Source organism: Pseudomonas sp. PA-7-1E, assembly GCF_021605325.1.
In the GTDB taxonomy this organism is placed as follows: Bacteria; Pseudomonadota; Gammaproteobacteria; order Pseudomonadales; family Pseudomonadaceae; genus Aquipseudomonas; species Aquipseudomonas fluorescens_BV.
The window spans coordinates 86612-104415 of record NZ_WKFA01000010.1; the positions used below are offsets into that span (position 1 = coordinate 86612).

16 protein-coding genes are annotated in these 17804 nt (G+C 59.9%); 12 read left to right on the forward strand and 4 right to left on the reverse strand.

What is annotated here, in order from left to right; translation table 11 throughout:
• Window positions 1-37: 37 nt before the first annotated feature.
• Window positions 38-697 (reverse strand): HAD family hydrolase, encoded by a 660-nt coding sequence (locus GIW79_RS09310; protein WP_034129215.1) that lies wholly within the window; start codon window positions 695-697, stop codon window positions 38-40.
• Complete coding sequence (locus GIW79_RS09315; RefSeq protein WP_034116625.1) at window positions 694-1236, reverse strand: gamma carbonic anhydrase family protein; 543 nt, start codon at window positions 1234-1236, stop codon at window positions 694-696. Before GIW79_RS09315 ends, GIW79_RS09310 begins: the two co-directional genes overlap by 4 nt.
• A gap of 101 nt (window positions 1237-1337) precedes the next feature.
• Between GIW79_RS09315 and prlC the strand changes: the two genes are divergently transcribed.
• A complete protein-coding gene (prlC, locus tag GIW79_RS09320; protein ID WP_236453061.1) occupies window positions 1338-3389 on the forward strand; it encodes an oligopeptidase A in 2052 nt (683 codons plus the stop codon).
• Window positions 3386-3661: a YheV family putative zinc ribbon protein gene (locus GIW79_RS09325; RefSeq protein WP_020301415.1), complete on the forward strand. Its 276-nt coding sequence runs from the start codon at window positions 3386-3388 to the stop codon at window positions 3659-3661. Before prlC ends, GIW79_RS09325 begins: the two co-directional genes overlap by 4 nt.
• A gap of 108 nt (window positions 3662-3769) precedes the next feature.
• On the opposite strand, the gene GIW79_RS09330 is transcribed toward GIW79_RS09325, so the two are convergent.
• On the reverse strand, window positions 3770-4420 hold the full coding sequence (locus GIW79_RS09330; RefSeq protein ID WP_236453065.1) for a dual specificity protein phosphatase family protein: 651 nt from the start codon (window positions 4418-4420) through the stop codon (window positions 3770-3772).
• 275 nt (window positions 4421-4695) lie between these two features.
• On the opposite strand from GIW79_RS09330, the gene GIW79_RS09335 reads away from it, so the two are divergent.
• The 6 genes from GIW79_RS09335 to GIW79_RS09360 all read left to right on the forward strand — a co-directional run bounded on the left by GIW79_RS09335 (window position 4696) and on the right by GIW79_RS09360 (window position 12274).
• Window positions 4696-5448 (forward strand): gluconate 2-dehydrogenase subunit 3 family protein, encoded by a 753-nt coding sequence (locus GIW79_RS09335; protein WP_034129218.1) that lies wholly within the window; start codon window positions 4696-4698, stop codon window positions 5446-5448.
• A 2-nt stretch (window positions 5449-5450) separates the two neighbouring features.
• Window positions 5451-7235: a GMC family oxidoreductase gene (locus GIW79_RS09340; protein ID WP_060763841.1), complete on the forward strand. Its 1785-nt coding sequence runs from the start codon at window positions 5451-5453 to the stop codon at window positions 7233-7235.
• A gap of 12 nt (window positions 7236-7247) precedes the next feature.
• Window positions 7248-8546 (forward strand): cytochrome c, encoded by a 1299-nt coding sequence (locus GIW79_RS09345; protein WP_072445700.1) that lies wholly within the window; start codon window positions 7248-7250, stop codon window positions 8544-8546.
• An 82-nt stretch (window positions 8547-8628) separates the two neighbouring features.
• Entirely contained in the window at window positions 8629-9687 is a 1059-nt protein-coding gene (locus tag GIW79_RS09350; RefSeq protein ID WP_034129221.1) for a PA0069 family radical SAM protein, read from the forward strand.
• Window positions 9688-9915: 228 nt separating this feature from the next.
• Window positions 9916-10647, forward strand: coding sequence for a carbonic anhydrase (locus tag GIW79_RS09355; RefSeq protein WP_003187331.1), 732 nt, complete (start codon window positions 9916-9918; stop codon window positions 10645-10647).
• Between the two features lie 85 nt (window positions 10648-10732).
• Complete coding sequence (locus GIW79_RS09360; RefSeq protein ID WP_034129222.1) at window positions 10733-12274, forward strand: SulP family inorganic anion transporter; 1542 nt, start codon at window positions 10733-10735, stop codon at window positions 12272-12274.
• Between the two features lie 130 nt (window positions 12275-12404).
• Here the strand turns inward: GIW79_RS09360 and GIW79_RS09365 are convergent, their stop codons facing one another.
• Window positions 12405-13052, reverse strand: a complete 648-nt coding sequence (locus GIW79_RS09365; RefSeq protein ID WP_003187334.1) for a hypothetical protein — start codon at window positions 13050-13052, stop codon at window positions 12405-12407.
• Between the two features lie 369 nt (window positions 13053-13421).
• On the opposite strand from GIW79_RS09365, the gene coxB reads away from it, so the two are divergent.
• The 4 genes from coxB to GIW79_RS09385 all read left to right on the forward strand — a co-directional run bounded on the left by coxB (window position 13422) and on the right by GIW79_RS09385 (window position 17801).
• Window positions 13422-14549, forward strand: a complete 1128-nt coding sequence (gene coxB, locus GIW79_RS09370) for a cytochrome c oxidase subunit II (protein WP_032894328.1) — start codon at window positions 13422-13424, stop codon at window positions 14547-14549.
• Between the two features lie 58 nt (window positions 14550-14607).
• Window positions 14608-16191 carry a cytochrome c oxidase subunit I gene (gene ctaD, locus GIW79_RS09375; RefSeq protein WP_003187339.1) on the forward strand — a complete coding sequence of 528 codons (1584 nt, stop codon included), beginning with the start codon at window positions 14608-14610 and terminating at the stop codon, window positions 16189-16191.
• Window positions 16192-16326: 135 nt separating this feature from the next.
• Window positions 16327-16878 carry a cytochrome c oxidase assembly protein gene (locus GIW79_RS09380; RefSeq protein WP_054897242.1) on the forward strand — a complete coding sequence of 184 codons (552 nt, stop codon included), beginning with the start codon at window positions 16327-16329 and terminating at the stop codon, window positions 16876-16878.
• 35 nt (window positions 16879-16913) lie between these two features.
• Window positions 16914-17801 carry a cytochrome c oxidase subunit 3 gene (locus GIW79_RS09385; RefSeq protein ID WP_003187344.1) on the forward strand — a complete coding sequence of 296 codons (888 nt, stop codon included), beginning with the start codon at window positions 16914-16916 and terminating at the stop codon, window positions 17799-17801.
• The last annotated feature ends 3 nt before the right edge of the window (window positions 17802-17804 follow it).

Consider the following 17804-nt stretch of genomic DNA (forward strand, 5'->3'; position numbering starts at 1 on the left):
GTCAACTGTGGGAGCTGGCTTGCCTGCGAAAGCGGTCTCAAGGACGCTGCAAAAACGCCTGATGCATCTGGTCCAACGTCTCGAAATGCCAGGTCGGTGCCTCGGCACTCAGCTCTTCAAAACTACCAAACCCATACCCCACGGCGGCCGAATCCAGCCCATTACTGCGTGCGCCGATCAGGTCATGCTTGCGATCACCGATCATCAAGGTGGTGGCCGGGTCCAGCCGTTCCTCACGCATCAAATGCGCGATCAACTCGACCTTGTTGGTACGCGTGCCGTCCAGTTCGCTGCCGTAGATCACCTTGAAGTACTTGGCAAAGTCGAAATGCCGCGCAATCTCGCGGGCAAATTCCCACGGTTTGGAGGTGGCTACGTACAGCTGACGCCCTTGGCTGTTCAACTCTTCCAATAACGGCATGACGCCGTCGAACACGCGGTTTTCGTACAGGCCGGTGACCTTGAAGCGCTCACGGTAGAAATTCACCGCCTCCCATGCCTTGGCCTCGTCGAAGGCGTAAAACTGCATGAACGCCTGCAGCAAGGGCGGGCCGATGAAGTGTTCGAGTTTGGTCAGGTCGGGCTCATCAATGCCCAGTTTGGCCAAGGCGTACTGGATCGAACGGGTAATGCCCTCGCGTGGGTCGGTGAGGGTGCCGTCCAGGTCGAACAGGACGGTGGGGTGATGCAGGGTCATTGATCGAATCCTTCAGCCAGGTGCAGGTCTTTGAGCTTCACGTAGTTCGCAGCGCTGTAGGTGAAAAAGGCGCGTTCTTTGTCAGTCAATGCGCGAACCTGTTTGACCGGGCTGCCCACATACAAAAAACCACTGTCGAGTTTCTTGCCTGGCGGCACCAGGCTGCCGGCGCCGATGATCACGTCGTCTTCGACCACGGCGCCATCCATCACGATACTGCCCATGCCGATCAGGATGCGGTTACCCACGGTGCAGCCATGCAGCATGACTTTGTGGGCGATGGTCACATCGTCGCCGATCAGCAACGGGAAACCCTCAGGATTGAACGGCCCCGCATGGGTAATGTGCAGCACGCAGCCGTCTTGCACGCTGGTGCGCGCACCGATGCGGATGCGATGCATGTCGCCGCGGATCACTGTCAGCGGCCAAACCGAGCTGTCAGTGCCGATTTCGACATCGCCGATCACCACCGCCGAAATATCGACAAACGCCCCGGCGCCGAGGGTTGGCGTGTGGTTCTGATAGGTGCGAAGGGTCACGATAGCCTCTCTCTCTTCTGCTGATAGCTGCGGTGGGTGTTGATTGTAATTAAGATGGCCCCATCTTTGTTCTACATGTTTCTTCAGCCAAGGTGCCCACCGTGAGCGCGAACAACCCTCTTTTGCAGTCCTACGACCTGCCGCCGTTCTCGGCGATCCGTGCCGAGCACGTGCAGCCGGCCATCGAACAGATCCTCGCCGACAACCGCGTGGCGATCGCAGAGATCCTGCAAAACCAGGGTAAAACCCCGACGTGGGCCGGCCTGGTCCTGGCCATGGATGAGCTCAATGATCGCCTCGGCGCCGCCTGGAGCCCGGTCAGCCACCTCAATGCCGTGTGCAACAGCGCCGAACTGCGCGAAGCCTACGAGGCGTGCCTGCCGGCATTGAGCGCCTACTCCACCGAAATGGGCCAGAACCGTGAGCTGTTTCAGGCCTTCGAAGCCCTGGCCAACAGCCCGGAAGCTGCCGGTTTCGATGTGGCGCAAAAAACCATTCTGGAACACTCCCTGCGTGACTTCCGCCTGTCTGGTATTGATTTGCCGCCGGAGCAGCAAAAACGCTACGCCGAGGTGCAGAGCAAGCTGTCCGAGTTGGGCAGCAAATTCTCCAACCAGTTGCTGGACGCCACCCAGGCCTGGACCAAGCACGTCACTGATGAGGCGACACTTGCCGGCCTGACCGATTCGGCCAAGGCGCAAATGGCTGCCGCCGCCCAGGCCAAGGGCCTCGACGGCTGGCTGATCACGTTGGAATTCCCCAGCTACTACGCCGTCATGACCTACGCCCAGGACCGTGCCCTGCGTGAAGAGGTGTACGCCGCCTACTGCACCCGTGCGTCGGACCAGGGCCCTAATGCCGGTCAGAACGATAACGGCCCGGTGATGGAGCAGATCCTCGACCTGCGTCAGGAACTGGCCCAATTGTTGGGTTATGCGTCGTTCTCCGAGCTGAGCCTGGCCACCAAGATGGCCGAATCCAGCGACCAGGTGCTGAGCTTCCTGCGCGACCTGGCCAAGCGCAGCAAGCCGTTCGCCGCCCAGGACCTGCAGCAACTCAAGGCCTACGCCGCCGAGCAAGGCTGCGCTGATCTGCAGAGCTGGGACAGCGGTTTCTACGGCGAAAAACTGCGTGAGCAGCGCTACAGCGTGTCCCAGGAAGCGCTGCGCGCCTACTTCCCCATCGACAAAGTGCTGGGCGGCCTGTTTGCCATTGTGCAGCGCCTGTACGGCATCGAGATCGCTGAGCTTAAAGGCTTCGACACCTGGCACCCGGATGTGCGCTTATTCGAGATCAAGGAGAACGGCGAGCACGTCGGACGCTTCTTCTTCGACCTGTATGCCCGCGCCAACAAGCGTGGCGGTGCCTGGATGGACGGTGCCCGTGACCGCCGCCGTACACTTGATGGCGTGCTGCAAAGCCCCGTGGCCAACCTGGTGTGCAACTTCACCCCGGCCGACAGTGGCAAGCCTGCCCTGCTGACCCACGATGAAGTCACCACCCTGTTCCACGAATTCGGCCACGGCCTGCATCACCTGCTCACCCGCGTGGAGTACGCCGGCGTATCCGGTATCAACGGTGTGGCGTGGGACGCGGTGGAACTGCCGAGCCAATTCATGGAGAACTGGTGCTGGGAGCCTGAAGGCCTGGCGCTGATCTCCGGCCACTACGAAACCGGCGAGCCCCTGCCCCAGGACCTGCTGGAAAAAATGCTCGCGGCGAAAAATTTCCAGTCCGGCCTGATGATGGTGCGTCAGCTGGAGTTCTCGCTGTTCGACTTTGAACTGCACGCCACCCATGGCGATGGTCGCAGCGTGGCCCAGGTACTTGAAGGCGTGCGCGATGAAGTCTCGGTCATGCGCCCACCGGCCTACAACCGCTTCCCCAACAGCTTCGCTCACATCTTCGCCGGCGGTTATGCGGCGGGTTACTACAGCTACAAATGGGCGGAAGTGCTGTCGGCGGACGCGTTCTCCAAGTTTGAGGAAGACGGCGTGCTCAACGCCCAGACCGGGCGTGCCTTCCGTGAAGCCATCCTTGCCCGTGGCGGCTCCCAGGCGCCGATGGTGCTGTTCGTCGATTTCCGCGGACGCGCGCCGTCGATTGACGCACTCTTGCGCCACAGCGGCTTGAGTGAGGACGCGGCAGCATGAGTGAAGGGCCTGTGATTACCAAAAAGCAATTTATCGCCGGGGCGGTCTGCCCGGCGTGCAGCGAGCCGGACAAGTTGAAGATGTGGACCGAAGACAGCGTGCCGCACCGCGAATGCGTGGCCTGCGGGTATACCGATACGCTGAATGATCAAGGCCTGTCGGTGCCCAAGGAATTGGGCACTAGGGTCAATACCACCGCGTTGAAAGCGCCGGCGGATCCTAAAGTGCAGGCAGTGCAGTTCTTCCCGAACCCGAAGCTGAAAAAAGACTAAGCCGGCACTCACTGTAGGAGCGAGCTTGCTCGCGAAGAACTCAACAGCGCGGCGTTTACCCAGGAAAACGCGCGTTATCGTTAACGTTCTTCGCGAGCAAGCTCGCTCCTACAATTTTTTTTCTTCCTTACCCGTTGTGGTGATCCAGCCTTTCATTGAGCACAACGCAAAGGCGCTGGTGCTGCAATCCCCATTCGCCAAAGCTGCGCGCAACTTGTCGACATCGGCTTTCATCATGTAGCGAACGCCATCCTTGAAACCATTGCTGCTGCCAAAGCCGCCCAAGGTCATTTCGTTCAGCGCGTCCTCCTTGCTCCACCCTTGAACCACCACACGATACATCGCTGCCATCAGGCCGGTGCGGTCGGCGCCGTGCTTGCAATGCATCAACACCGGGCCATCGGCCTCTGCTGCCTGAATTGCTCTGATTGCCGCCAGCACGTCGGCATCGTCGACGTGGTTGGTGCGATAGCTCAACTGCACCTGTTTGATATCAGAGGATTGGAGCCACTGCGTATCAGATTCTGGCAAGAAGTTGATGACCGTAACGATCTTGAGTTTTTGCAATAACGGCAGCGCACGTCCATCCGGCAATGCGCTGCGATAGAGCGTGGGTGTCATCTGGTGCAGGTTGTATTGGTTACCCACCGGCTGGGCCCACTCCGGCGAGCGGATCGACGCAGCCTCATCGGCTTGTACGGTGCTGAACAGGCTCATGAGCGCCAGGCCGAGAACGAGGAGTAAGCGTGTGTTGAACATGAACGTCGTGACCGAGCTAGGAAGTGGCTGATGGGCCGCAGATTCACTCAAAGCGGGTCAATACGGCGTGAGGTCCGTGTCAAAGAATCGTGATGCCTGCGATCTGATCCGGTGTTTTTGTCACCGAATCGACGCCTCTGAATTCTTAGCCTGCTATCATTTGTAACTAATGTTTGCCATTGTGCTGTGTCTGCTTGGATCCAACTAGCGGCAAAGCCTTCACGCTGCTCCCAGAAGCGGCGGATAAACCCGTGACCACATGATGAGGTGTACCTATGTCTGATCAAGATCAAGACAACCCCCGGCGTGACTTTTTACGCAAATCCTTGACCTTGATCCCGGTGGTCACGGTTGCCAGCACCGGCCTTGGCGGTTCGATGTTAATGGCCACTCCGGAACCGGCCCAGGCCGAGCCGGCCAAACCCGCGGTCAGCGACAAAGCCTACGAGCCAAGTTATTTCACGGCCGAGGAATGGGCGTTTATCAACGCCGCCGTCGAGCGCTTGATTCCCGCTGACGCCCAAGGCCCAGGTGCCTTGGAAGCTGGCGCGCCGGAATACATCGACCGCCAGATGAACACCCCTTACGCCAGTGGCGCCCTGTGGTTCATGCAAGGCCCGTTCAACGCTGATGCGGCGCCGGAGATGGGCTGGCAAAGCAAATTGGTACCCAAGGAGATCTATCGCCTCGGCATTGCTTCTACAGATGCGTGGTCGAAAGCGTTCAACGGTAAGGCTTTTGCTGCGCAAGACAGCGCTACCCGAGACGATATGCTGCGACGCCTGGAGGCTGGCGGCAGTGAAGTCGCTGCGCACTTCGACGCGGTGCCGCCCAAGATGTTCTTCAACCTTTTGCTGCAAAACACCAAGGAAGGCTTCTTCTGCGACCCTATCCACGGCGGTAATAAAGGCATGGTCGGCTGGACCATGATCGGCTTTCCCGGCGCCCGCGCCGATTTCATGGATTGGGTGGAACGCAACGAGCAATACCCCTTCCCGGCTGTTTCCATTCGCGGCGAGAGGGCGTAAACGTGGCGACCATCATGAAGAAAGTGGATGCAGTGATTGTGGGCTTCGGCTGGACGGGCGCGATCATGGCCAAAGAGCTGACAGAAGCGGGCCTCAACGTGGTAGCGCTGGAGCGCGGCCCGATGCAGGACACTTATCCAGACGGCAACTATCCCCAGGTCATCGACGAATTGACCTACAGCGTGCGTAAGAAGCTGTTCCAGGACATCTCCAAAGAAACGGTGACCATTCGCCACAGCGTGAATGACGTCGCCCTGCCCAATCGTCAGTTGGGCGCGTTCTTGCCGGGCAATGGCGTTGGTGGTGCGGGGCTGCACTGGTCGGGCGTGCATTTTCGCGTTGATCCAATTGAGCTGCGCATGCGCAGCCATTACGAAGAGCGCTACGGGAAGAACTTCATTCCCAAGGACATGACCATCCAGGACTTCGGCGTCAGCTACGAAGAGCTGGAGCCGTTTTTCGACTATGCGGAAAAAGTCTTTGGCACCTCCGGCCAAGCCTGGACGGTCAAGGGCCAACTGGTCGGTGAAGGCCGTGGCGGCAACCCCTACGCGCCGGATCGCTCCAACCCGTTCCCGCTGGAGGCGCAGAAAAATACTGTCTCCGCCCAGCTGTTTCAGAAAGCGGCGACCGACGTAGGTTACAAACCTTACAACCTGCCTTCGGCCAATACGTCGGGGCCGTACACCAACCCCTACGGTGCGCAGATGGGCCCGTGCAACTTCTGCGGGTTTTGCAGTGGCTACGTTTGCTACATGTACTCCAAGGCTTCGCCGAACGTGAACATCCTGCCGGCCTTGCGCCAGGTGCCCAACTTCGAGCTGCGGCCCAATTCCCACGTGCTCAAGGTCAACCTCGACAGCACCAAGAAGAAAGCCACCGGCGTGACCTACATCGACGCCCAGGGCCGCGAGTGTGAACAACCGGCTGACCTGGTGATTCTTGGCGCCTTCCAGTTCCATAACGTGCGCCTGATGCTGCTGTCCGGCATCGGCAGACCCTACGACCCGATTACCAACGAGGGTGTGGTAGGCCGCAACTTCGCCTACCAGAACATGGGCACCATCAAGGCGTTCTTCGACAAGGACACCCACACCAACAACTTTATCGGCGCGGGCGGCAATGGCGTGGCCATCGACGACTTCAACGCCGACAACTTTGACCATGGCCCCCACGGCTTCGTGGGTGGTTCGCCGATGTGGGTCAACCAGGCGGGCAGCCGGCCGATTGCCGGTACGTCCAACCCGCCGGGTACGCCGGCCTGGGGCAGTGCCTGGAAGCGCGCCACCGCCGATTACTACACCCATCAGGTCTCAATGGATTCTCACGGTGCCCATCAATCCTACCGGAGCAACTACCTGGATCTGGACCCGGTTTATCGCGATGCCTACGGCCTGCCGCTGCTGCGCATGACCTTCGACTGGCAAGAAAACGATATCAAGATGAACCGCTTCATGATGGAAAAAATGGGCAAAGTGGCCCAGGCCATGAACCCCAAGGCCATCGCCGTGCTGGGTAAAAAGGTTGGTGAGCATTTCAATACCGCCTCCTACCAGACCACCCACCTCAACGGCGGCGCGATCATGGGCACCGACCCGAAAACCAGTGCGTTGAACCGCTACTTGCAGAGCTGGGATGTGCACAACGTCTTTGTCCCTGGTGCTTCCGCTTTCCCACAAGGCTTGGGCTACAACCCGACCGGCCTGGTGGCAGCGTTGACCTATTGGTCGGCTCGCGCGATTCGCGAGCAGTACCTCAAAAACCCCGGCCCGCTGGTTCAGGCATAAGGAGCGATGACCATGAAAGCACTCGTTATCGCCTCCCTGGCGCTGTTCAGCAGCTGCTCGATCAGCGCCGCCGAAACCGATCTGATCAAGCAGGGTGAATACCTGGCGCGCGCCGGCGACTGTGTTGCCTGCCATACCGCCAAGGGTGGCAAGCCCTTCGCTGGCGGCCTGCCGATGGAAACGCCCATTGGCGTGATCTACTCCACCAATATCACCCCGGACAAGACCGGCCTGGGCGACTACAGCTTCGAGGATTTCGACAAGGCCGTGCGCCATGGTGTCGCCAAGAACGGTAGTACGCTTTACCCGGCGATGCCTTACCCGTCTTATGCACGTGTCAGCGACAGCGATATGCAAGCGCTGTATGCGTACTTTATGAAGGGGGTCGAACCGGTTGCCCAGGAAAACAAGGACAGCGATATTCCCTGGCCCTTGAGCATGCGTTGGCCGTTGGCGGCCTGGCGCTGGATGTTTGCCCCGGCAGTCGAGGCGCATCAGCCGCAAGCCGCTGCCGACCCGGTGATCGATCGTGGTGCCTACCTGGTGGAAGGTCTCGGACATTGCGGCGCCTGCCATACGCCGCGTGCCCTGACCATGCAGGAAAAAGCCCTGAGTGCCACGGACGGCAGCGCCTTCCTCTCTGGCAGTGCGCCGTTGGAAGGCTGGATTGCCAAAAGCCTGCGCGGCGACCACAAGGACGGCCTCGGCAGCTGGAGCGAAGAGCAACTGGTGCAGTTTCTCAAGACCGGCCGCAGTGACCGCAGTGCGGTGTTCGGCGGTATGAGCGATGTTGTCGTCCATAGCATGCAGTACATGTCGGAAGATGACCTGACCGCTATCGCGCGATACCTCAAGAGCCTGCCGGCAGTCGATCCGAAGGACCAGCCGCACCAATACGACAAGCAGGTAGCGCAAGCGCTCTGGAAAGGTGATGACAGCAAGCCGGGCGCCTCGGTGTATATCGACAACTGCGCGGCCTGCCACCGTACCGACGGCCATGGATATACGCGGGTATTCCCGGCGCTGGCGGGCAACCCGGTGTTGCAGACGGCAGATGCCACGTCGTTGATCAACATTGTGTTGAACGGCGGCACCTTGCCGGCCACCCATGCGGCGCCATCAACCTTCACTATGCCAGCGTTCGCCTGGCGTCTGTCGGACCAGGAAGTGGCGGATGTGGTCAGTTTTATCCGTGGCAGCTGGGGCAACCAGGGCGCGCCGGTCAAGGCGAGCGATGTGGCGGACCTGCGCAAAAACGATCTGCACACCACCTCGGGCGATGACTTGGGGCAGGTGACGCAAAAGCACTGATAAGTTCGCTGGCCGCCCAACGGCACTGGTCAGAAACCTCGCGCCTCGATACTGTATATAAAAACAGTATCGAGGCGTTTTCATGTCTACTGCGCTGCCGCCCCGTGGCCGGGGTACGGCCACCAATCTGCATAATCGCTTTGCACCCACCGTCAGCGTGGCCGAGGACGACGGTTGGTACCAGGAAGTGCCGCCGACCCAAGGCACCGAAGTGCGTATCGAAACGGCCAAGACCATCATCACCCGCAACAACTCGCCGGACTTGCCGTTTGATCGGTCGATCAACCCGTATCGTGGTTGTGAACATGGTTGCATCTACTGCTATGCGCGGCCCAGCCATGCCTATTGGGACATGTCGCCCGGGCTGGACTTTGAAACCAGATTGATTGCCAAGAGCAACGCGGCCGATGTGCTGGAACAGCAGCTGTCCAAGCCGGGCTACGTGTGTGCGCCGATCAACCTGGGTTCCAATACCGATCCGTACCAGCCAATCGAGCGCGAATACCGGATCACCCGGCAAACCCTTGAAGTACTGCTGCGCTACCGCCACCCAGTGACGATCATCACCAAGGGCTCGCTGATCCTGCGCGACCTCGACCTGCTGACCGAGTTGGCCCGCCAGCGCCTGGTGGGGGTGATGATCAGCCTCACCAGCCTGGACGACGAGCTCAAGCGCATCCTGGAACCGCGCACGGCGGCCCCCAAGGCACGGCTGCGGGCGATTCGGGTAATGCGTGACGCAGGCATCCCGGTGGGCGTGCTTTGTTCGCCAATGATCCCGATGATCAACGACAGCGAGCTGGAAAGCCTGCTTACCGAAGCTCACGCGGCCGGCGCACAAAGCGCGGCGTATATGATGCTGCGCCTGCCGTTGGAGGTGGCGCCGTTGTTCGAGGAGTGGCTGGCGGCCCATTACCCCCAGCGAGCAACCCATGTGATGAGCCTGGTGCGTCAAGTACGCGGGGGTGAGGTGTATGACAGCCGGTTTGGCGTGCGTATGCGCGGTGAAGGGCCGTTTGCCGATTTGCTGGCGCAGCGTTTCAGCAAGGCGATCAAGCGTCTGGGGCTGAATCGGCGGGAAGGGTTCAACCTTGATTGCACGGCGTTTTGCCCACCGGGCAGGCAGATGGCTTTGTTGTAGACTGAGGGAGAGACGTGCACCTTTGCTGTAGGAATAGTCGCGTTTTGACATCACTGAAACCCGCGTTCTAGAGCGGTTCATTCAGTTTGAGTTAAGTTTCGACGTTTACCTTGTTCAGCGAGTGACTGATGAGTCGGCAGCCTGGCCGGTGCTTGTTTTACAACTATTTCACCGCCATGGCGTCGAACTGACCTGAACCCTCCCCTGCATTGATCAAGAGGATGAATCATGAGTGACAAGGATAAACAGCCGTTGGCTGCGTCGGCTTCAGCCCCTCAGGTGGCGGAATCCGCCGATGCAGCGCTGCAGCATATCGTTGACGGCTTTTTGCATTTCCATCACGACGTCTTCCCCCAGCAGGAAGAACTCTTCAAGAAACTCGCCACCGCCCAGAGCCCACGGGCGATGTTCATCACCTGCGCCGACTCGCGCATCGTGCCCGAGCTGATCACCCAGAGCTCCCCAGGCGACCTGTTCGTGACCCGTAACGTCGGTAACGTGGTGCCGCCCTACGGCCAGATGAACGGCGGTGTTTCCACGGCTATCGAATACGCTGTGCTCGCCCTTGGCGTACAGCACATCATCGTGTGCGGGCATTCGGACTGCGGCGCCATGCGTGCCGTGCTCAACCCCGACAGTCTGGAAAAGATGCCGACGGTCAAGGCCTGGTTGCGTCACGCCGAGGTCGCCAAGACCATGGTCCATGACAACTGCGACTGCGCCAACGAAGGCGAGAGCATGGCGGTGCTGACCGAAGAAAACGTCATCGCCCAACTGCAACATTTGCGTACCCACCCTTCCGTGGCTTCGCGCATGGCCAATGGTCATTTGTTTATCCATGGTTGGATCTACAACATCGAGACCAGCGAAATTCGGGCCTACGATGCGGACAAAGCGGCGTTCCGACCGCTGAACGGCACCGAGCCGATCCCTTCAGCGACGCCTAAAGCGCGCTTCTAAAACACTTCCCTGCCGGGTAATGCGGTGGCTGCCATGGATGCAGCCAGGCTTTACCGCGCCCGGCGAATGCCTCGGGAGAGTCATCATGCGTGCTGCTCAATTGAAAGCTGTATTGCCACGGGAGCTGCTCGCCTCGGTGGTTGTTTTTCTGGTCGCCTTGCCACTGTGCATGGGCATCGCGATTGCGTCCGGCATGCCGCCGGCCAAGGGCCTGATCACTGGCATCATCGGCGGCCTGGTGGTGGGCTGGTTGGCCGGCTCGCCGCTGCAAGTCAGCGGCCCGGCGGCGGGTCTGGCGGTGCTGGTGTTCGAGCTGGTGCGCCAGCACGGCATGCTGATGCTGGGGCCGATCCTGTTGCTGGCCGGCTTCCTGCAATTGGTTGCCGGGCGTTTGCGCCTGGGCTGCTGGTTTCGCGTCACCGCGCCGGCGGTGGTCTACGGCATGTTGGCCGGGATTGGCGTGTTGATCGTGCTGTCGCAGGTTCATGTGATGCTCGACGGCGCGCCCAAGCCTTCAGGGCTGGATAACCTCGCAGGATTCCCGGCAGCGCTGGCTGCAGCAATTCCTACCTTCGGCGGCGGGCTCGGCTGGCAGGCTGGCGTACTTGGTTTGTCGACGATGTTGGTGATGTACCTGTGGGACAAATTCCGTCCGCAACAACTGCGGTTTGTGCCTGGCGCGTTGCTTGGCGTGGGCCTGGCGACTGTTGCCAGCCTGGTGCTGGCGTTGCAGGTCAAGCGCGTGGAAGTCCCGGAAAACCTTGCGGACGCTATCGACTGGCTGCGCCCCAGCGACTTGCTGAACCTGGCGGATCCACAGTTGCTGATCGCGGCATTCGCCGTGGCGTTTATTGCCAGTGCCGAAACCCTGCTGTCTGCTGCAGCAGTGGACCGCATGCACAGTGGTCAACGTTCGGATTTCGATAAGGAATTGTCGGCCCAAGGGGTGGGCAACATGCTCTGCGGTCTGGTTGGCGCTTTGCCCATGACCGGCGTGATCGTGCGCAGCTCGGCTAACGTCCAGGCCGGGGCAACCACGCGTCTGTCGGCGATGTTCCATGGCCTGTGGCTGCTGGGTTTCGTGCTCTTGCTGTCGAGCGTGCTGCAGAGCATTCCGGTCGCGAGCCTGGCGGGTGTGCTGGTGTACACCGGCATCAAGTTGGTAGACATCAAGGCGTTCAAGGCGCTGGGCCGCTATGGGCGGATGCCGATGTTCACCTATGCGGCCACGGCACTGGCAATCATCTTCACCGATTTGCTGACCGGTGTGCTGGTGGGGTTTGGGCTTACATTGGTGAAGCTGGCGTTCAAGGCGTCGCGCCTGAAAGTCAGTCTGATCGACCTGCCCCAGGAAGGTGAGATGGAGCTGCGTTTGACGGGGGCGGCGACCTTTCTGAAGGTGCCGGCGTTGACTCAAGTGTTGTCGGCGGTACCTGCGGGGACCACCCTGCATGTGCCGTTGAGCAACTTGAGTTACATCGACCACTCTTGCCTGGAGTTGCTGGAAGAATGGGGCCGGGCCAATGCGGCCAAGGGCTCGACGTTGGTGATCGAGGCTCGCGGTTTGAAGCGTCGGCTGGAAGGTCGGGTGAGAACGACAGTGGGGATCGGCTCAGCGCCTGCCTGATCTCTCAAAAAACTGTGGGAGCCGGGCTTGCCCGCGATGGCGCTGGTTCAGTCAACTAATCTGTTGGCTGATACTCCGCCAATCGCGGGCAAGCCCGGCTCCCACAGTTGATCTTTGTAAGCCGGACGATTTACGCAGGTTGATCCAGCGACAGCTCAACCCCAAGCTGGCGCGACAGGCATGGCCAGCGCTTCCAGGACGCTTCGGTCTGCGGGCTCTTGAGCTGTTCGCGATAGGCCTCGACCGATTCCAGCGCAAAGCTTTCCTCGTTAAGCATCTCATCCACCGCCAGGTGCACGGCTTCATCCAATTGGTTGGCGAAGTCTTCACCGATCAGTTGATGGGCGATCACGTTGGCCACGGTGGTATCCGCTGGAATCAGCGGCTGGCCAAAATGCTTGATATACAGATCGTTCACTTCTTCGACCAGGCGATGCGCCAGGTAGGCCTCATCCAGCAGGCCATCAAGGCCGTCGTGGCCGGCCAGAATCGCTGGCGGCTGCAGGAAGAAATGTTCAGCGATTTTCAGTACCGGTTTGATCTGGCTTTCAATCCCGGCCTCACGGGCCACGTCATTGGCGGCGTCGAGCAAGTCAGGAACCAGATCGATGTAAGCGGTCACAAAACGGGTCATGACCATGTTGCGATCACCGTCAGCCAAGGCGATGGACGAATGCAGGTGCGGCACTTGTTTTTTCAGCTGGCTGACGAGCTGGCCGGTGCTGGCTTCGTGTTGATGGGCACGGGAAATCTGCTCGCGCAATGCGGCGGTGTTCATGAAGGCTCCAGTGAAGCAGGCGTAGGAAAAGGGAGAAGATAAGGTAGTTCGTTTATACGAGCGCCTAAGACGCATTTGTCATAATTATTTCATGGTTATAGGCAGGGGTTATATCGAAATGCCATCGTTCGTCGGATAAACGATTCCGCCGCCCATTTTACGGGCTCCGTCTGTCTGTTTCTATTGATTTGCCCCCACACATTGCGGGGTTGCTACGGCTGTCTATACTCGGTTTTGTACGCAATTAGCTGATGACGCCCAACTGCATGACGCAGGCAAGGCTTGGCGGTTGTAAGCAGTATGGAAGCCGCTCCCTTCGCCGCAGGTGCAAACCGGCGGGATAACAAGAAACATAAAGGGGAACCCGCAATGACGCGACATCCACACGTTTGGATGGGCCTCCTGTTGTGGTCGGTATTCGGCCAGGCGCACGCCGCCTGGACTACGAATATGGCGCCAGGGGCTACTGAAGTCAGCCACGCTGTGTTTGACCTGCACATGACCATTTTCTGGATCTGTGTGGTGATCGGCATCGTCGTGTTTGGCGCGATGTTCTGGTCGATGATCCTGCACCGCCGGTCTACGGGCCAGGTAGCGGCGAAGTTCCACGAAAGTACCACCGTGGAAATCCTCTGGACCGTGGTGCCCTTGCTGATCCTGGTGGCCATGGCCATTCCGGCCACCAAGACCCTGATCAACATCTACGACAGCAGTGAGTCGGATATCGATATCCAGGTCACCGGCTATCAGTGGAAGTGGCACTACAAATACCTGGGCCAGGATGTGGAGTTCTTCAGCAACCTGGCCACACCCGCCGAGCAGATCCATAACCAGGCCACCAAGGGCGAGCACTACCTGTTGGAAGTCGACCAGCCGCTGGTATTGCCGGTGGGCGCCAAGGTGCGCTTTCTGGTGACCGCCGCCGATGTGATCCACTCCTGGTGGGTGCCGGCCTTTGCGGTCAAGCGCGATGCTATCCCTGGCTTCGTCAACGAAGCCTGGACCCGCGTCGAGAAGCCCGGCATCTACCGTGGTCAGTGCGCCGAACTGTGTGGCAAGGACCATGGCTTCATGCCCATCGTGGTGGAGGTCAAGTCCAAGGCCGACTACGACACCTGGCTGGGCGAGCGCAAGGAGGAGGCCGCTAAGCTCAAGGAGTTGACCTCCAAGGAGTGGACGCTGGACGAACTGGTGGCGCGTGGCGACAAGGTCTATCACACCACTTGCGTGGCCTGTCACCAGGCTGAGGGCCAAGGCTTGCCACCGATGTTCCCGGCGCTCAAGGGTTCGAAAATCGCCACCGGGCCGGCCAAAGACCATCTGAGCATCGTGTATCACGGCAAGCCCGGCACCGCGATGGCAGCTTTCGGCAAGCAGCTCTCGGAAGTGGATATCGCCGCTGTGGTGACCTATGAGCGTAACGCCTGGGGCAATAACAAAGGCGACATGGTCACGCCCAAAGACGTGCTGGCTCTGAAACAGGCGGAAAGCAAATGACGACTTTCATTGCCAATGCCCTGAATCGTCCCGCTCACTCGCTTGCAGGAGAACGGCCATGAGCACCGTGATCGACCATGGTCATGCCGACCACGCACACGGCCCCGCCAAGGGCCTGATGCGCTGGGTGCTGACCACCAACCACAAAGACATCGGCACCATGTACCTGTGGTTCGCCTTCACCATGTTCCTGCTCGGCGGCTCGTTCGCCATGGTGATCCGCGCCGAGTTGTTCCAGCCGGGCCTGCAGATCGTGCAGCCGGCGTTCTTCAACCAGATGACCACCATGCACGGCCTGATCATGGTATTCGGCGCGGTGATGCCGGCGTTTGTCGGCCTGGCCAATTGGATGATCCCGTTGATGATCGGCGCGCCGGACATGGCCCTGCCGCGCATGAACAATTTCAGCTTCTGGCTGCTGCCGGCGGCGTTCCTGCTGCTGGTGTCCACCTTGTTCACGCCCGGCGGCGGGCCGAATTTCGGTTGGACCTTCTACGCCCCGCTCTCGACCACCTATGCCCCGGAAAGCGTGACGTTCTTTATCTTTGCCATCCACCTGATGGGCATCAGTTCGATCATGGGCGCCATCAACGTGGTCGCCACCATCCTTAACCTGCGTGCGCCGGGCATGACCCTGATGAAAATGCCGCTGTTCGTGTGGACCTGGCTGATCACCGCGTTCCTGCTGATCGCGGTGATGCCGGTACTGGCGGGCTGCGTGACCATGATGCTGATGGATATCCACTTCGGCACCAGCTTCTTCAGCGCGGCCGGTGGTGGCGATCCCGTGCTGTTCCAGCATGTGTTCTGGTTCTTCGGGCATCCCGAGGTGTACATCATGATCCTGCCGGCCTTTGGCGCGGTCAGCTCGATCATCCCCACCTTCTCGCGCAAGCCGCTGTTCGGCTACACCTCGATGGTCTACGCCACCGCGAGCATCGCGTTCCTGTCGTTCATCGTGTGGGCGCACCACATGTTTGTGGTGGGCATTCCGCTGGTGGGTGAGCTGTTCTTCATGTACGCCACCTTGCTGATCGCCGTGCCTACGGGCGTGAAGGTGTTCAACTGGGTCAGCACCATGTGGCAAGGCTCACTGACGTTCGAGACGCCGATGTTGTTTGCGGTGGCCTTTGTGATCCTGTTCACCATCGGCGGCTTCTCCGGGCTGATGCTGGCGATTGCCCCGGCGGACTTCCAGTACCACGACACCTACTTTGTGGTGGCGCATTTCCATTACGTACTGGTGCCCGGCGCGATCTTCGGGATCTTCGCTTCGGCCTACTACTGGCTGCCTAAATGGACCGGCCACATGTACGACGAAACCTTGGGCAAGCTGCACTTCTGGTTGTCTTTCGTGGGCATGAACATGGCGTTCTTCCCCATGCACTTTGTGGGGCTGGCCGGTATGCCGCGCCGAGTGCCGGACTACAACCTGCAGTTCGCTGACTTCAATATGGTCTCGTCCATTGGTGCCTTCATGTTCGGCGCCACGCAGATCTTCTTCCTGTTCATTGTCATCAAGTGCATCCGTGGCGGCCCGCCTGCGCCGGCCAAACCGTGGGATGGCGCCGAAGGCCTGGAGTGGAGCGTGCCCTCGCCGGCGCCGTATCACACCTTCACCACGCCGCCGGAGGTCAAATGAAGCCCTCCCTATACTCCCCCTGTGGGAGCGGGCTTGCCCGCGATGGCGGTAGGTCAGGCACTGAATCTACCAGCCCTCAGGCCCTCATCGCAGGCAAGCCAGCTCCCACAGAAAGTCCAAAGCCAGGTGGGCACCATGGCTGAGTCCGTACCGCTCAAGCGCCTGGTCACCCGCCTGCTGATCCTGGTGCTGGCAATGTTCGCCTTCGGCTTCGCCCTCGTGCCGATCTACGACGTGATGTGCAAGGCGTTCGGCATCAACGGCAAGACCGCCGGGCAGTACGAGGGTGAGCAAATGGTTGACCCCTCGCGCCAAGTGCGGGTGCAGTTTCTGTCCACCAACGCCATCGACATGGTCTGGGAATTTCACTCCAAGGCCGATGAGATTGTGGTCAACCCCGGAGCAGTCAACGAGATGCTGTTCGTGGCCTACAACCCCACTGATAAGCCGATGACCGCCCAGGCGATACCCAGTATTTCCCCGGCCGAAGCGGCGATGTACTTCCACAAGACCGAATGCTTTTGCTTCACCCAGCAAGTGTTGCAGCCCGGTGAGCGCATTGAGATGCCCGTACGTTTCATCGTCGACCGAGCGATGCCCACGGATGTGAAGCATTTGACCCTGGCGTACACGCTGTTCGATATCACTGCGCGCCAGCCGCCCGTGGCCGTCAGGACCGGGGGCTAGCTACTGTTTGCCCCCTCAATCAGGAGAGCGAATACATGTCGACTCATGATACGTACTACGTACCAGCGCAAAGCAAATGGCCAATAATTGCCACGATTGGCCTGCTGGTCACCGTGTATGGCCTGGCCGTGTGGTTCAACGACTTGAAGGCCGCGCGCCCTGAATCCCACGGGCCGTGGATCTTTTTCGTCGGCGGTTTGCTGCTGGCCTACATGCTGTTTGGCTGGTTTGGCGCGGTGATCAAGGAAAGTCGTGCTGGGCTGTACAGCGCCCAGATGGACCGCTCGTTCCGCTGGGGCATGACCTGGTTCATCTTTTCGGAGGTGATGTTCTTCATCGCCTTTTTTGGTGCGCTGTTCTACGTGCGCGTCTGGGCTGGGCCTTGGTTGGCGGGCGAGGGGCCCAAGGGCATTGCGCACATGCTGTGGCCGAACTTCGAGTTTGCCTGGCCCCTGCTGAACAACCCCGACCCCAAGCTCTACCCTGCGCCCAAAGGCACCATCAGCCCCTGGGGCCTACCATTGGTCAATACCATCCTGCTGGTGAGTTCCAGCGTGACCATCACCATTGCCCACCATGCCCTGCGCAAAGGCCATCGTGGCGCACTGAAACTCTGGCTGGCGATCACCGTGCTGCTGGGCTTGGCGTTTCTTGGATTCCAGGCCGAGGAATACATCCACGCCTACAAAGAGTTGGGCCTAACCCTGGGTTCAGGCGTGTACGGCGCGACGTTCTTCATGCTCACGGGCTTTCACGGCGCCCACGTGACCATCGGCACCATCATTCTGTTTGTGATGCTGATGCGCATCCTGCGCGGGCATTTCAATGCCGAGCACCAGTTCGGTTTCGAGGCGGCCAGTTGGTATTGGCACTTTGTGGACGTGGTGTGGATCGGGCTGTTTTTCTTTGTCTATGTGCTCTGACGC

What these genes read in the sequence shown, in the direction of transcription:
- GIW79_RS09310 (WP_034129215.1), bottom strand. Translation starts at nt 697, where the DNA reads ATGACCCTGCATCACCCCACCGTCCTGTTCGACCTGGACGGCACCCTC.
- GIW79_RS09325 (WP_020301415.1), top strand. Translation starts at nt 3,386, where the DNA reads ATGAGTGAAGGGCCTGTGATTACCAAAAAGCAATTTATCGCCGGGGCG.
- GIW79_RS09330 (WP_236453065.1), bottom strand. Translation starts at nt 4,420, where the DNA reads ATGTTCAACACACGCTTACTCCTCGTTCTCGGCCTGGCGCTCATGAGC.
- GIW79_RS09335 (WP_034129218.1), top strand. Translation starts at nt 4,696, where the DNA reads ATGTCTGATCAAGATCAAGACAACCCCCGGCGTGACTTTTTACGCAAA.
- GIW79_RS09345 (WP_072445700.1), top strand. Translation starts at nt 7,248, where the DNA reads ATGAAAGCACTCGTTATCGCCTCCCTGGCGCTGTTCAGCAGCTGCTCG.
- GIW79_RS09350 (WP_034129221.1), top strand. Translation starts at nt 8,629, where the DNA reads ATGTCTACTGCGCTGCCGCCCCGTGGCCGGGGTACGGCCACCAATCTG.
- GIW79_RS09355 (WP_003187331.1), top strand. Translation starts at nt 9,916, where the DNA reads ATGAGTGACAAGGATAAACAGCCGTTGGCTGCGTCGGCTTCAGCCCCT.
- GIW79_RS09360 (WP_034129222.1), top strand. Translation starts at nt 10,733, where the DNA reads ATGCGTGCTGCTCAATTGAAAGCTGTATTGCCACGGGAGCTGCTCGCC.
- GIW79_RS09365 (WP_003187334.1), bottom strand. Translation starts at nt 13,052, where the DNA reads ATGAACACCGCCGCATTGCGCGAGCAGATTTCCCGTGCCCATCAACAC.
- coxB (WP_032894328.1), top strand. Translation starts at nt 13,422, where the DNA reads ATGACGCGACATCCACACGTTTGGATGGGCCTCCTGTTGTGGTCGGTA.
- ctaD (WP_003187339.1), top strand. Translation starts at nt 14,608, where the DNA reads ATGAGCACCGTGATCGACCATGGTCATGCCGACCACGCACACGGCCCC.
- GIW79_RS09380 (WP_054897242.1), top strand. Translation starts at nt 16,327, where the DNA reads ATGGCTGAGTCCGTACCGCTCAAGCGCCTGGTCACCCGCCTGCTGATC.
- GIW79_RS09385 (WP_003187344.1), top strand. Translation starts at nt 16,914, where the DNA reads ATGTCGACTCATGATACGTACTACGTACCAGCGCAAAGCAAATGGCCA.